Annotated in this window: 9 protein-coding genes; 3 read left to right on the top strand and 6 right to left on the bottom strand. The window is 60.1% G+C overall.

What is annotated here, in order from left to right:
- Window positions 1-7: 7 nt before the first annotated feature.
- Window positions 8-871 (bottom strand): LysR family transcriptional regulator, encoded by an 864-nt coding sequence (locus ACA068_RS13920; RefSeq protein WP_497310335.1) that lies wholly within the window; start codon window positions 869-871, stop codon window positions 8-10.
- A gap of 169 nt (window positions 872-1,040) precedes the next feature.
- On the opposite strand from ACA068_RS13920, the gene ACA068_RS13925 reads away from it, so the two are divergent.
- Complete coding sequence (locus tag ACA068_RS13925) at window positions 1,041-3,671, top strand: MGH1-like glycoside hydrolase domain-containing protein (protein ID WP_497310336.1); 2,631 nt, start codon at window positions 1,041-1,043, stop codon at window positions 3,669-3,671.
- Between the two features lie 143 nt (window positions 3,672-3,814).
- Here the strand turns inward: ACA068_RS13925 and ACA068_RS13930 are convergent, their stop codons facing one another.
- The 3 genes from ACA068_RS13930 to ACA068_RS13940 all read right to left on the bottom strand — a co-directional run bounded on the left by ACA068_RS13930 (window position 3,815) and on the right by ACA068_RS13940 (window position 7,045).
- Window positions 3,815-5,662 (bottom strand): amidohydrolase, encoded by a 1,848-nt coding sequence (locus ACA068_RS13930; RefSeq protein ID WP_497310593.1) that lies wholly within the window; start codon window positions 5,660-5,662, stop codon window positions 3,815-3,817.
- 293 nt (window positions 5,663-5,955) lie between these two features.
- On the bottom strand, window positions 5,956-6,270 hold the full coding sequence (locus tag ACA068_RS13935; protein ID WP_403098197.1) for an SCP2 sterol-binding domain-containing protein: 315 nt from the start codon (window positions 6,268-6,270) through the stop codon (window positions 5,956-5,958).
- 64 nt (window positions 6,271-6,334) lie between these two features.
- On the bottom strand, window positions 6,335-7,045 hold the full coding sequence (locus tag ACA068_RS13940; RefSeq protein WP_497310337.1) for a histidine phosphatase family protein: 711 nt from the start codon (window positions 7,043-7,045) through the stop codon (window positions 6,335-6,337).
- 204 nt (window positions 7,046-7,249) lie between these two features.
- On the opposite strand from ACA068_RS13940, the gene sohB reads away from it, so the two are divergent.
- Window positions 7,250-8,272, top strand: a complete 1,023-nt coding sequence (gene sohB, locus ACA068_RS13945; RefSeq protein WP_497310338.1) for a protease SohB — start codon at window positions 7,250-7,252, stop codon at window positions 8,270-8,272.
- Between the two features lie 175 nt (window positions 8,273-8,447).
- The gene (locus tag ACA068_RS13950; RefSeq protein WP_497310339.1) at window positions 8,448-12,254 is read left to right on the top strand and encodes a dermonecrotic toxin domain-containing protein; all 3,807 of its coding nucleotides are present in this window, start codon (window positions 8,448-8,450) and stop codon (window positions 12,252-12,254) included.
- A gap of 50 nt (window positions 12,255-12,304) precedes the next feature.
- Here the strand turns inward: ACA068_RS13950 and ACA068_RS13955 are convergent, their stop codons facing one another.
- Window positions 12,305-12,799 carry a DUF934 domain-containing protein gene (locus tag ACA068_RS13955; protein WP_497310340.1) on the bottom strand — a complete coding sequence of 165 codons (495 nt, stop codon included), beginning with the start codon at window positions 12,797-12,799 and terminating at the stop codon, window positions 12,305-12,307.
- The gene (locus ACA068_RS13960) at window positions 12,783-14,441 is read right to left on the bottom strand and encodes a nitrite/sulfite reductase (RefSeq protein ID WP_497310341.1); all 1,659 of its coding nucleotides are present in this window, start codon (window positions 14,439-14,441) and stop codon (window positions 12,783-12,785) included. The genes ACA068_RS13955 and ACA068_RS13960 overlap by 17 nt, the downstream gene beginning before the upstream one ends.
- Window positions 14,442-14,652: the final 211 nt, after the last annotated feature.

Consider the following 14,652-nt stretch of genomic DNA (forward strand, 5'->3'; position numbering starts at 1 on the left):
GGTGTATTCAGGTCAGCGGATTCCAGCGCTGGGACCAGTCGTCGTCGGTCTTGATCACTTCACGCAATAAATCGAAGGCCCGTTGCAGGGTCGCCGAGTCGCGATCGCGCGAGTAAACCAGGTACGTCGGGTAACTGAATTCCGGAGCTTTGGGCACGGACTCCAGCACGCCGCTTTCGAGGTAGCTCTGCACCACGCGTGTACGGAAGTAGCCGCTGCCGCCATTCTCCAGAATGTATTGCAGGGCCAGGGGGCCGAGGTTGAAGCTCAGGGCGGCCTTGGCTTTTTCCGGCAGGGCGGCATCGTGCTGGCGGCGGAAGTCCGGACCCCAGTCGATATACACATAAGGATCGGGCCGCCCGGCGAGGCGTACCAGGATGAGCTTTTCTTCGAGGATCTGCTCGACTTGCAGGCGCGGCCAATATTCGGGCTGATAGACCAGCGCCGCGTCCAGCACCCCCAGTTCCAGTTGGCGCAACAGGTTCTCGCCGTCGCGGATTTCCATGCGCAGGGCGTGGCTGGGAATCTTCTCGCGCAGTTCACCGGCCCAACTGAGCATCAGCGGATTGCACAGACTGACCTCGCCGCCAATATGCAACACATCGCGGTAACCGTCTGGCAACGGCAAGTCCCGACGCGCGGCTTCCCAGGTCTCGACCAGTTGATTGGCGTACACCACAAAGGCCTCGCCATTGGGCGTCAGCCGCGCCCCTGCACGGTTGCGCACAAACAACGTGCTGCCCAGCTGGCTCTCGAGTTTTTGCACACGCGCCGTGATTGCGGTCTGGGTGACGTGGAGTTTTTCAGCGGCGGCGGCAAGACTGCCGTGGCGGACAATTTCCAGAAAGGTGCGAGCGAGATCGATGTCCATGGGGCGGCCGGTGCGGGAGGTGTGGGCATTGTAAACGGATCCTGCCGGTGCGGGCTGATGTAGCAGCTGGCGAAGCCCCTGTGGGAGCGAGCCTGCTACAGGGTCTGTTCAGTTGTGTGGCGTGCCGAAGCACTACACTGCAACCGTCTCTAGCCCAACGGCGCCCCCCATGACGGCAAAGCACGCAGCAAACATCCTTGATACGGTTGAAGGCAAACGCCTGACCGGCCGCGACGCCGAGGCCTGGCGCGCATGGGGGCCTTACTTGAGCGAACGCCAATGGGGCACGGTACGTGAGGACTACAGCGCCGATGGCGATGCCTGGCGTTATTTTCCCCATGACCATGCCCGCAGCCGAGCCTATCGATGGGGCGAGGACGGGCTTGCCGGGTTTTGCGACAAGGCTCAGCACTGGTGCCTGGGGCTGGGCCTGTGGAACGAGCGCGACCCGATTCTCAAAGAGCGCCTGTTTGGCTTGAACAACGCCGAGGGCAATCACGGCGAGGACGTCAAAGAGCTGTATTTCTACGTCGATGGCGTGCCAAGCCATGCCTACATGCGCATGCTCTACAAATACCCGCAGGCCGAATTTCCCTACGCCGACCTCGTGGCTGAAAACGCCCGCCGTGGACTGGCGGACGCCGAGTACGAAATCCTCGACACCGGCGTATTCGAGGACAACCGTTATTTTGATGTGGCCGTGGAGTACGCCAAACACGCGGCCGATGATCTTTTCATGCGCGTCACCGTGCATAACCGATCCGATCAGCCGGGACGCCTCCACGTGTTGCCGCAGCTCTGGGCGCGCAACACCTGGAGCTGGACGGCGGACGGGCCGCTCCCGAGCCTCACGCTGAACGGCGATGAGGTCCTGGCCCGACACCCACAACTCCCCGACCGGCAGGTCAGCGCCTGGGGCGAAGAAGACTGCCAATGGCTGTTCTGCAACAACGAAAGCAACTTCCCCAAACTCGATGGCGTGGCGGCGAAGGGGCCATTCAAGGACGGCATCAATGATTTTCTGGTCGCAGGCGACAACGGTGCGATCCGCCTTGACGCTGGAACCCGGGTGGTGGCGCACTTCACCCTGGATTTTGAAGCCGGCCAAAGCCGATGCATATACTTGCGTTTTGCGCCGACCGGTGCGGTTCGGGTCAACGCCAAAGCCCTGTTCGAACGGCGTCGCAGCGAAGCCGATGATTTTTACGCGGCCCTGCAATCCGGCATCGGCGATGCGGATGCGCGCAACGTTCAGCGTCAAGCGCTGGCCGGATTGCTCTGGTCGAAACAGCTGTATTACTTCGACGTCAATCAGTGGCTCGACGGCGATCCGGCTCAACCTTCGCCACCACCCGGCCGTGCGCATATTCGCAATACCCATTGGCGCCACCTGTCGAATTTCGACATCGTTTCCATGCCAGACACCTGGGAGTATCCGTGGTACGCCTCGTGGGACCTGGGCTTTCAGGCAGTGGCTTTGGCGCTGATTGATCCCGGGTTTGCCAAGCATCAATTGTTGCTGCTGGTCAAAGACCGCTTCATGCACCCCAACGGCCAGTTGCCGGCCTACGAGTGGCGTTTCGACGACGCCAACCCGCCGGTGCATGCCTGGGCCTGTTGGAGGGTGTATCAGCAGGACAAGGCGCTGACCGGAACCGGGGACATGGATTTCCTCGAGCGGATTTTCCACAAACTGCTGCTGAATTTTTCCTGGTGGGTCAATCGCAAGGACGCCGAAGGCCGCAACCTGTTCCAGGGCGGTTTTCTGGGGCTGGACAACATTGCGCTGTTCGACCGCTCGGCGCTGTTGCCGCCCGGCTATCAGCTCGACCAGGCCGACGGTACGGCGTGGGTCGCCGCCTATGCGCTGGACCTGATGCGCATCGCTTTGGAACTGGCCAAGCGTAACGCGGTGTACGTCGATATTGCGGTGAAGTTCTTCGAACACTTTCTCTACATCGCCGGGGCCATCAACCGGGTCGACTCCGATGCCGAAGGCTTGTGGGACGAACAGGATCAGTTCTTCTACGACGTCCTGCATCGCCCCGATGGTGTGAATGAACCGCTGCGCTTACGTTCGATCGTTGGCCTGATGCCGCTGTTCGCCGTGCAGGTTTTGGAGCAGCACGAGCATGAAGGGTTGCCCGGCTTGCGTGAGCGACTGCTCGGTTTCATGCGTCACCGCCCGGACCTCGCCAGCCTGGTGTCACGCTGGACCGAACCTGGGGAAGGCAACCGGATGCTGCTGGCGCTGTTGCGGGGCGAACGGACCAAGAACCTGCTCAAACGCATGCTCGATGAAAGCGAATTCCTCTCCGGGTTCGGCATTCGTTCACTGTCCAAAGCCTTCGCCGAACAGCCATTCGGCCTGCAAATCAATGGCGAACGACTCTGTGCCCATTACGAACCGGCAGAATCGGAATCGCGCCTGTACGGCGGCAACTCCAATTGGCGCGGACCGGTGTGGATGCCGATCAACTACATGCTGATCGAGTCCCTGCGCGAGTTTCATCGCTACTACGATCAGAATTTTTCAGTGGAATACCCGACGGGGTCAGGGTTTCTGGCATCACTGGAAGAGGTGGCCGACAGCTTGAGCCAACGACTGACCCGGCTTGTGCTTCGCGATGAAGAAGGCAATCGGCCGTCAATGGCGGCGTATCCGCATTTGCAGGCGGACCCCGCCAGCCGCGACCTGGTGCTGTTCCATGAGTATTTTCATGGGGAAACCGGACGCGGATTGGGAGCCAGCCATCAGACGGGATGGAGCGCGCTGATTGCGTTGTTGCTACAACCCTGATTTCCCGCCCAACGCAGCCCCCCCTGTGGGAGCGGGCTTGCTCGCGAAGGCTGAGTGTCAGTCGACATCAATATTGAATGACACGCCGCTTTCGCGAGCAAGCCCGCTCCCACAGTGATCGGCGGTGTTGGCGAAGTCTTTGTTCAAAACGCAAAACACGAACAGCCAAACGCGCCCCAAAACCCCTGAAAGTCGCTGACCGGCGCTGACGACAATCGCGCCCGCTCATGGCTGTGCGCATGCACCGCACAGGCACCGACACATTGATGCACCTGCGCCGTCAGTGGCGCCAAGGGCTTCCAGTGGCCCGGCACCTTGGCGACGGGCGACCACTCGGGCACCACAGGAATCGGCGGCGGCCCGAGTTTCTCGAATTCGACACTGCCGTAGACGATCTTGCCGTCGACAATGGTCAGCACCGACTCGATCCATTTGATCGCTTCATCGTCGATGTGGAAGTAGTCCGCCGACAGTGCAATCAGATCTGCCAGTTGCCCGACTTTGATCTGGCCTTTCTTGCCTTGTTCGGAAGAAAACCAGGCGCTGCCGTGGGTGAAGAGTTCCAGTGCCGTATCGCGGCTCAAGCCTTGCGGGTACAGCTCCAGTCCACCAACGGTGCGGCCGCTGACCAGCCAATACATCGACGTCCAGGGGTTGTAGCTGGACACCCGCGTGGCATCGGTGCCGGCACCGACCGGAATGCCTTCGGCGAGCATCCGCGCAATCGGCGGCGTGTGTTCGGCGGCTTTGGCACCATAGCGGTCGACGAAGTATTCGCCTTGGAAAGCCATGCGATCCTGGATGGCGATGCCGCCGCCCAAGGCTTTGACCCGCTCGATGTTCTGCGGGGTGATGGTTTCCGCATGATCGAAAAACCATGGCAAACCGTCGAACGGAATGTCGCGATTAACCTTCTCGAACACGTCGAGCATGCGGCTGATGGATTCGTTGTAGGTGGCATGCAGACGGAATGGCCAGCGCTGTTCCACCAGATGGCGCACCACCGGTTCCAACTCCTGTTCCATGGTTTGCGGCAAGTCCGGGCGTGGTTCGAGGAAGTCTTCGAAGTCTGCCGCCGAAAACACCAGCATTTCCCCGGCGCCGTTATGCCGTAGAAAATCATCGCCCTGACCGTAATGGGAGGTGCTGGTCCAGTTTTTGAAGTCGGTCAGCTCTTCTTTGGGTTTTTGCGTGAACAGGTTGTAGGCGATACGCACGGTGAGTTGTTGGTCTTTGGCCAGTTGCTGGATGACCTGATAGTCGTCCGGGTAATTCTGATAACCGCCGCCAGCATCGATGGCGCTGGTCACGCCGAGGCGATTGAGTTCGCGCATGAACTGGCGGGTCGAGTTGACCTGATATTCCAGCGGCAACTTCGGTCCCTTGGCCAGGGTCGAGTAGAGAATCATGGCGTTCGGGCGGGCGATCAGCATGCCGGTGGGATCACCGTTGGCATCCCGCTGGATTTCTCCGCCCGGCGGGTTCGGTGTGTCGCGGGTATAACCGACCACTTTCAGCGCGGCGCGGTTGAGCAGGGCGCGGTCGTAGAGGTGCAGCACGAATACCGGGGTGTCCGGTGCGGCTTTGTTCAGTTCATCAATCGTTGGCAGACGCTTCTCGGCAAACTGGAATTCGTTCCAGCCACCGACCACCCGCACCCATTGCGGCGTGGGCGTGCGATCGGCCTGATCCTTGAGCATGCGCAGGGCGTCGACCAGTGATGGCACGCCTTCCCAGCGCAGTTCAAGGTTGTAATTCAACCCGCCGCGGATCAAGTGCAGGTGCGAGTCGTTGAGTCCGGGAATCACCGTGCGGCCATGCAGGTCGATGATTTGTGTGCCGGGACCCTGCAGGGCCATGGCCTGGGCGTCGCTGCCGACCACCACGAAGCGTCCGTCCTTGATCGCGACGGCGCTGGCCTGGGGTTTCTTGCGATCGACGGTGTGCAAGCGTCCGTTGTACAGAATGAGGTCGGCCGGGGTATCGGGCATGGTTTTACTCCCTGCGATGAGAGGACTGATCCAGGCACCGACGGCGCCTGCCGAAAGGCCTTGCAGTACACGTCGGCGATTGAAACCGTCGTGCTCGTCAGGTGGGCTCATGGCAGTGCTCCGCACAAATTGATCGGGGGCAAACAGCCGATGTCTGACGCATGCGGCCAGAAGGAATATAGACGGCAAATCCACAGATAGCCGTTTTCCGAGGGCGGAAAACGACGAATCCCGCCTCGAGGGCGGGATTCGTTTGTAGCTAGGCGCGCTCCCGAAGACCGGGAGCCGCTGTCTTAGCTCGGGAACAGCTCGGACAGTTTCATGGCCAGCATCATGTCGCCTTCAGCGCGCAGTTTGCCGCCCATGAACGCTTGCATGCCGTCGGTCGAACCGTCGACGATGCCTTCCAGGGTTTCAGCGTCCATGACCAGGGTCACTTGCGCGTCTGGATTCACGCCTTCTTGCAGGTCGCAAGTGCCGTCTTTAACGATCAGCGAAAAGTTCTTTTCTTCGTCGATGCGGAAACCGAATACCAGGTCCAGACCGGCAGCAGCGGCTGGGTTGAACTTGGCTTTCATTGCTTGTACGGCATCAGCTACGGAGGTCATGGTTCGATCCTTTCTTGGGTAAATAGAGCTGGGTGATTACAGCCAGGGTCACAATAGTCCGGACTCAACGAAACGTGATGAGTTCCGGTGCCTTCAACAGTTGCAAGTGCGCATGACCGTTGAAAGAAGACAGTGCCACCTCGCGACCGCGAAACTTCAGCAGGTTGAGCGAGGTGTTGACGATTTGCCAGTTCAGTTCAAATGCCTGCCTTGCCGGCATCTGAGTAATGAGGTGGAGCAGGGCAGTGATGGTGCCGCCGGAGGTGAACACGGCGATTTTCTGGGTGTTGTCGGCGCTTTCGAGAATGCGATGAAGACCGGCCTGCACGCGTTCGACAAAACCCAGCCAGCTTTCCAGCCCCGGCGTGTCATAGGTGCCGGCGAGCCAGCGCTCGATGATCAGGGCGAAGATGCGCTGGAATTCGGCACGGTTTTGCGCGGCGTTGCGCAGGATGTCCAGGGCTTCGGGCTCATCTTCCAGCATGGCCGGCAGCAGCGCGCGGATCACCGCGTCGGCGTCGAATTCGTTGAAGGCGGAATCGGTTTCCAGGGTCGGCACCGGCAGGCCCACGGCAGCGAACTGTTCCAGCGCGCTGGTGGCTGTGTGTTGCTGGCGGCGCAAGTCGCCCGAGAGGCAGCGGTCGAAGCTGACACCCAGTTCGGCGAGGTGCTGGCCGAGGATTTCTGCCTGGCGAACACCGGTCGGCGACAGGACGTCATAGTCGTCTGCACCAAAGGAGGCCTGGCCATGTCGAATCAGATAAATACTGCCCACGTCCGCGTCATCCCGGTACGTTGAAGGTTTGGCGAGGTTATGAGGATGGCGGTGAGCTGTCAATGAAAAAACATACGCTTGTTTGAAATGCCCGTTACAGGCCTGTTGCCAGAGGTTTCACGGCTGGCCGCCGAGGCGGAGCATGGGTATGCTGGCGTTGTCCCGCGCGTGTTTTGAGCCGCGCATCGTTTTGAAGGAGTCACTGTGGAGTTTTTGTCCGAGTACGCCAGTTTCCTGGCCAAGACCGTGACACTGGTAATCGCCATTCTGGTGGTCCTGGCCAGTTTCGCGGCGCTGCGCAGCAAAGGTCGGCGCAAGTCGGCCGGCCAGTTACAAGTCAGCAAGCTGAATGATTTCTACAAAGAGCTGCGCGAACGCCTGGAGCAAACCTTGCTCGACAAGGACCAGCTCAAGGCCTTGCGCAAGTCCCAGGCTAAAACCGACAAAAAGCAAAAGAAAAAGCCCGAGGCCAAGCCGCGGGTGTTCGTGCTGGATTTCGACGGCGACATCAAGGCGTCGGCCACTGAAAGCCTGCGCCACGAGATCACTGCGCTGTTGACGTTGGCGACGCCCAAAGACGAAGTGGTACTGCGTCTGGAAAGCGGCGGCGGCATGGTTCACAGCTACGGCCTGGCTTCCTCGCAACTGGCGCGAATCCGCGATGCCGGCGTGCCGTTGACCATCTGCATCGACAAGGTCGCGGCCAGCGGTGGCTACATGATGGCGTGCATCGGCGAGAAGATCATCAGCGCCCCGTTCGCGATTCTGGGCTCGATCGGCGTCGTGGCGCAGTTGCCCAACGTCAATCGCTTGCTGAAAAAACATGACATCGACTTCGAAGTCCTGACCGCTGGCGAATACAAGCGCACCTTGACTGTGTTTGGCGAAAACACCGAGAAAGGTCGCGAGAAGTTTCAGGAAGACCTGGACATCACGCACCAGCTGTTCAAGAACTTCGTCTCGCGTTATCGCCCGCAACTGGCCATCGACGAAGTTGCCACCGGTGAAATCTGGCTCGGCATCGCCGCGCTGGACAAGCAACTGGTGGACGAACTCAAGACCAGCGACGAATACCTCGCTGAACGGGCGAAGAAGTCCGAGCTGTACCACTTGCATTACGCCGAACGCAAAAGCCTGCAAGAGCGCATCGGCATGGCGGCCAGTGGGTCGGTCGATCGCGTCTTGCTGAACTGGTGGAGCCGGTTGACTCAGCAACGCTTCTGGTAATTTTCTACGCCGAGCAAAAAAATGAAACCGTGGATATCCACGGTTTTTTTTGCCTTCAGAAAAGTCCACGGGAGAATAGCGAACTTTCCCAGGGCTATCGTCGATCGCTCCGGCATCCGACTGGACTCAGGCCGGGTAGGGTGATGGTCCCGAAATGACTGCAATGGAATGCACCATGAATGAACCCGACGATAGTGTTGCCGGCCCCCATCCCGCGCCGTTTCTGCAAATGCGCACCGAGCTCAAAGCCGCCGTGGATCTCGCCTTGCCACAATCCCCTGGCCAGTTTGGCAAACGCTTGATCATGGAAAAGTGGGGCGCGGACATCGACCCGCAGACAGCCCAGCTGGTCACGCTCGATTACCACTACAAGGGCCATCCTGCCGAGAACGGTATCGAGCAGGGGCGAGTAGCGAGTTCCCGGTCGTTGCTGCAAGCGCTGTTGTCCAACTATCAGACCGTGGGTGACGGGCGTTTTGCCGAGACGGCGTTCGGCCTGTACACGCCGCCGGACGTCGGGCCGACGGTGCGGATCGTCGAGCACGTCGATGAATTCGCCGATCACGGCAGCGGCAATCACCGGACCTATGAAGGCATCTACCGTCAAACCACCCCGCAAGTGTATGGGCCGCTGACGCAGATCAATCTCCGGCCCGCCGACTTCAAGAAGTGGGTCTGGGAGCTGGAATTGAAGGACCTGTATCAAGCGTCTCTCGATCAGGCATGGCCAGCCGACGCTGTGCTGGTGGCGTCCAGGCCTTACGCATTGAGAACGTCGGTCAAAGCGGCGTTCGTTATGGCGGCCTGGTTGCAGCGACATGAACAACGCCTGACGCAAAAAGGTCTGGCACTTGCGATGCGGGCGTCAGGTCTGCCCGCCGATCAGCCTTGGGAAACGCTGACCCTGGAGCAACTGCAAGCACCAACTCGCGTGCCTTCAACCGTCAAGTTCGGCCTTCTGAAACTCTACCGCTACACCGCGACCGATATCTGGGTCTTTCGTGACACCGCCAGTGCCCGCCTGCTGGTGTACATCCCCGGCAATTCTTCCCCGCTGCATGAATTCGCCGATACCGCGCAACTGCACCAATGGGTTGTCACACAGGGCAAGTCCAGCGAGGCACGGCAGGCGCTGGCCCGTCACTTTGCTGAAGACGATCGCGAGGATGGAACGTTTCACGCCGGTGTCCTGACGGCGCTGGATGGCATGGCGCTTTATCCGGCAAAGCACTGGCTGGGCAACAACGCCGGCTTCTTTAACAACGACGGCTACTGGGACCCGAACGAATACATCGGCTACGACGATCCAAACGTCGCGACCGATCCTTTTGCCCGCTTGGTACTGACGATGAAGCAGGCCGCACAGTCAGAGATCCAGGCCATCCGGGACGATGCGCAGGTCAACCGGGATCAGTTGAGCGCTGTCGTCGAACCCGTTGTGCAATGGGTCAACCGGTTCGGCCCGCTCGCCTTGTTTGTCCCCGGCGGCGAGGGGTTGCTGGCATTGGCCGGGCTCATTGACGCCGGATATGGTTTGAATCAGGCGGTCAACGGAAAAACGCCGGGCCAACGCTCGGAAGGCCGGACGCGCACGGTGTTTGGCTTGCTTAATGCGTTGCCGATGCTGGGTGCCGAGTCGGCGCTGAAGGGGGACGCTGTCGAGGCCGATAGCATGGCGGAGCGCGTCCGCGAGCCTGACGTTGAACCAGGAGAGCCGGACGCCCGTCCTGCGTCGGAACCGGCCGTTGCGCCGACGCCCTTGAGCCACCGCATCGAGCTGATCCGTGGAATTGGCCCCTCGGTGGCCTCCTTCAGCGATGAGGTCCTGGCGCAGATCGCCAAGGTCAGCGCGGTCGACGACGACATGCTGCGGTTGATGCAGACGGGGCGGCCACCGACCCCTTTACTGGCAGACACGATCAGCCGTTTCAAGATCGATCAGGATCTCGGTCAGGCCGGGGATACTGCGCAATTCAGCCAGCGTTATGCGGTACTTCAAGGGTCGGAGCATGAGTGGGTCCGGCTGTTTCAGCAGCAATATCCCGACTTGCCGACAATCGCCATTGAGCAACTGCTCGACCGTTATGGGGTGGACATCCAGCAGGCGCCCGATATTGCGCAGGCACGTCAACTATTCGCACGTCTTGACGGCAAGGCGCGGCAATACCAACAGCATGTACGGCTCGATCGAGCCTATGAAGGCTTCTATCTGCGCTCGGTCGCGAACGCCGAAACGGACACCCTCGCATTGCACTCTCTGAACAATCTGCCTGGCTGGCCAAAAGACCTGCGAATCGAGGTACTCGACGGTTCGTCCACTGGCCGGGTTATTGACCGTTGCGGCCCCCTTGACACCTCTCACTACCGAAACGTCATCAAGGTGGGAAACCGTTACCTGCGCCAAGGCCGGCAAACGGATTTCTACGACGCGCTCCTTGGCGTGCTGACGGACGAGGAACGCTCGGCGTTGCACCTCTCGTCAGCAGATCAGGCCAGCGCGTTGCGGCTCAAACTGAGCGATCGGGCATTGCCCCGTGCTGAAACCCTGCTCGGTCTGCAAAGGCTGGACAGAGGCATGACCTTCGAGCCACAGGGGCTGCGCGGCGGGGGCTACCCGACGACCCCTCAGGGTGACGCCCTGAAGCTGCAAGCGATCAAGTTGCAGATCAAGGACATTTATCCGAATATCAACGACGCGGGCATTGATCAGGTGTTGCTGCTCGCGGAGGGCAGGGTGCAGGCCTATATCGACCAGCTGAATCTGCAACTGCAACAGCTCAACGTCGACTTGACCGATTGGGTCGATCAAGCCGCGCAAGACATTGCCGACATGGACATCCCCTTCGTGGCCTTGGGGGATGAAGAGGCGGAGGGGATGAGCCCTGCGCAAATCGCCGTGCACAATGCCCACCTGGTGCACGCCGCCCTGCAACAGGAGAGAGGTGTCAGGACAGAGCTCGCCGAGGAGCTTGTCGCCATTTGGCAAAAACGCGGGCCGCTGCAGGATCGTGTCTTTGCCGACGGACAACTGCGCGGTGTCAGGCTGGACCTGGCTTTCGAGGACTATCACCGGTTACCCACGCTGAATGCCAGGTTCAACGATGTCATCGAATTGTCGATGCAAGGTTTTCACCTGACCGAGCACGACAGTTTGAACGGGTTCCTGGAGAGCTTTCCAAACCTTGAAGTGTTGAATCTGGAAGGTGTCGACTTGCGTCCTTTCTTCGTGGGAGGCGACGCAGGGCGCGCCTTGCCACCTGTCATCGGCCAATTGCCTCAACTGCTCTCACTCAATCTGCGAGCCACGGAGTTGGTGTTCACTGAGCGGGCCGCTTCACAGTTGAGTGATCTGACCCACCTGCAAACGCTCGACCTGAGCGACAACCCGTTGGGCGTACCGCCGGTGGTGCTGGGCATGAACAACTTGTGCAAGCTCAACCTGAGGAACACCGGGATAAGCCGCTGCCCGGTCGGGATCAAGGATGAGCCGTACCTGACGATGCTGGATTTGCGCGACAACCGTATTACCCGGGTTCCGCCCGCGGTCATCAATCAGGCGGTGGCGGACGACTGCGTGCTGCTATGGGGCAATCCGTTGACGGACGAGGACACGCTGCACCGGTTGATCAGTCATCGTGAACAGACGGGCGTCAATCTGTGGTTGAGCGCTCCGAGCGCAGATTATGGTTCGCCGACGGTGTGGTTGCGCGACTGCGACGAAGCGTTGCAACAGTCCCGGCAAGCCCTGTGGCAGCGATTGGCAGGTAAACCCTCCGGCACACGGTTTTTAGCCGTCATAGACCGGCTGAGCCTGACAGCCGACTTTCGGGTCAGCTACCTGTCACTTCAGGCCCGTGTCTGGCGATTGATGCAAGAGGCCGATGCTACGGACGAAACATGGGGTCGAATAAGTAGCGGCAGCGGGCGCTTCGATTACCCAATGGCGGCATTCAGGGCGCTGGAGGCGCGTGCCGGTTTCTAAGGGAAGGAGAGTGCCTTGAGCCCCAGGCGGGGCTCAAGGTTTTGCCGATATCAGCGGCGACGGAATAGCGGCAGCGGTTCGTCGGTGGCGGCCTGATAGGTCACCGAGAAGTCCTTGAGACTTTCCAGGGCTTCGTAGGGGTCTTTATCGGCGCGCAATGCAAAGGCGTCGAAACCGCAGCGATGCAGGTAGAACAGTTGGTCGCGCAGCACATCGCCGATCGCCCGCAATTCGCCTTTGAAGCCATAGCGGTCACGCAGCAGGCGCGCATTGGAGTAGTTGCGACCGTCGGTGAAGGCTGGGAAATTCAGCGCGATCACCTTGAACTGATCGACGTCGTCACCGATTTCCTCGGCTTCTTCATCGGCATCCAGCCACACGCCCAGACCGCCATCGCGGGCCTTGAGCATACGACTGTGCTCGCGCCACAGCTGCAACGGGACGATCAGGTCGTCACAGTTGCTGATCTCGTCGATGTTGAAGTCCTTGGGCAACAAGTGCCAGGTTTCGTCGACGACTTCGTTGTTCTTAATGATTCGCTGCATAGACGCGCTCCTTGAAGAGGTCGATACCAATACGCTGATAGGTGTCGATGAAACGCTCGTCTTCGGTACGTTGTTCGATGTACACGTCGATCAGTTTCTCGATCACGTCAGGCATGGCTTCCTGGGCGAAGGACGGGCCGAGGATCTTGCCCAGGCTGGCGTCGCGGCTCGCGCTGCCACCGAGGGAGACCTGGTAGAACTCTTCACCTTTCTTGTCCACCCCGAGGATGCCGATGTGGCCGACGTGGTGGTGACCACAGGCATTCATGCAGCCGGAGATGTTCAGGTCCAGCTCGCCGATGTCGAACAGGTAGTCCAGGTCTTCGAAACGACGCTGGATCGACTCGGCGATCGGGATCGACTTGGCGTTGGCCAGCGAGCAGAAATCACCGCCAGGGCAGCAGATGATGTCGGTCAGCAAGCCGATGTTCGGCGTGGCGAAACCTTGCTCGCGCAACTCACCCCACATCGCGAACAGTTGGGACTGTTCAACGTCGGCCAGAATGATGTTCTGCTCGTGGGAGGTGCGCAGTTGACCGAAGCTGTAACGATCGGCCAGGTCGGCCACCGCGTCGAGCTGCTTGTCGGTGATGTCGCCCGGTGCAACACCGGTCGGCTTCAGGGACAGGGTCACCGCCACATAGCCCGGCTTCTTGTGGGCCAGGGTATTGCGGGTGCGCCAGCGGGCGAAGCCCGGGTGTTCTTTGTCGAGCTCGACCAGTTCGGCCGCCTGGTTGTCCAGGGCCTTGTAGTCCGGGTCGACGAAGTGTTTGGCGACACGGTGCACTTCAGCCTCGGTCAGCGTGGTCTGGCCACCGCGAAGGTGCTCCATTTCCGCGTCGACTTTCTGCGCGAAGACTTCAGGCGTCAGGGCCTTGACCAGAATCTTGATCCGCGCCTTGTACTTGTTGTCACGACGGCCATAGCGGTTGTAGACCCGCAGGATGGCGTCGAGGTAGCTCAACAGGTCTTGCCACGGCAGGAATTCATTGATGAACGCGCCCACCACCGGTGTACGGCCGAGTCCACCGCCCACCAGCACGCGGAAGCCGAGTTCGCCGGCAGCGTTGTGCACCGGCTCAAGGCCGATGTCATGGACTTCGATGGCCGCACGGTCAGAGGTCGAACCGTTGATGGCAATCTTGAATTTGCGCGGCAGGTAGGCGAATTCAGGGTGGAACGTGGTCCACTGACGAACGATCTCACACCAAGGGCGCGGGTCAATCAGCTCATCGGCGGCGACACCGGCGAACTGGTCGGTGGTGACGTTGCGCAGACAGTTGCCGCTGGTCTGGATCGCGTGCATCTGCACGGTCGCCAGTTCTTCCAGGATGTCCGGGATGTCTTCCAGCGCCGGCCAGTTGAACTGCACGTTCTGCCGGGTACTGATGTGGGCGTAGCCTTTGTCATAGTCGCGGGCAATCTTGGCCATCATCCGCGTCTGGCGCGAAGTGAGCTGGCCATAAGGCACCGCCACCCGCAACATCGGCGCGAAGCGTTGGATATAGAGCCCGTTTTGCAGGCGCAGGGGGCGGAATTCTTCTTCGCTCAGCTCGCCTGCCAGATAGCGTCGGGTCTGATCACGGAACTGCTTGACGCGGTCCTCGATGATCCGCTGATCGTACTCGTCGTATACGTACATATAAGTCCTGTTCTCAGGCTTGGGCCGGTCGGATCCCGTTGCGTTTTTTCGCCTGGAGGTCTCCGATGCTGCCTCGGCAATTCTGCGCGCACGGCCGCGCACTCCCTACGGAGCCGGGGCAAGATACCAGTTTGCAGTTATGCGCAAAAGTGATGTTTGAGTATATGTAAAGAACCAAAACGACTAACAAGATCTGTTATTGATAAACCCG

It is taken from the genome of Pseudomonas sp. LBUM1660, assembly GCF_059695935.1.

Coding starts and splice junctions, on each gene's coding strand:
- ACA068_RS13920 (WP_497310335.1), bottom strand. CDS start 871: ATGGACATCGATCTCGCTCGCACCTTTCTGGAAATTGTCCGCCACGGC.
- ACA068_RS13925 (WP_497310336.1), top strand. CDS start 1,041: ATGACGGCAAAGCACGCAGCAAACATCCTTGATACGGTTGAAGGCAAA.
- ACA068_RS13930 (WP_497310593.1), bottom strand. CDS start 5,662: ATGCCCGATACCCCGGCCGACCTCATTCTGTACAACGGACGCTTGCAC.
- ACA068_RS13935 (WP_403098197.1), bottom strand. CDS start 6,270: ATGACCTCCGTAGCTGATGCCGTACAAGCAATGAAAGCCAAGTTCAAC.
- ACA068_RS13950 (WP_497310339.1), top strand. CDS start 8,448: ATGAATGAACCCGACGATAGTGTTGCCGGCCCCCATCCCGCGCCGTTT.
- ACA068_RS13955 (WP_497310340.1), bottom strand. CDS start 12,799: ATGCAGCGAATCATTAAGAACAACGAAGTCGTCGACGAAACCTGGCAC.
- ACA068_RS13960 (WP_497310341.1), bottom strand. CDS start 14,441: ATGTACGTATACGACGAGTACGATCAGCGGATCATCGAGGACCGCGTC.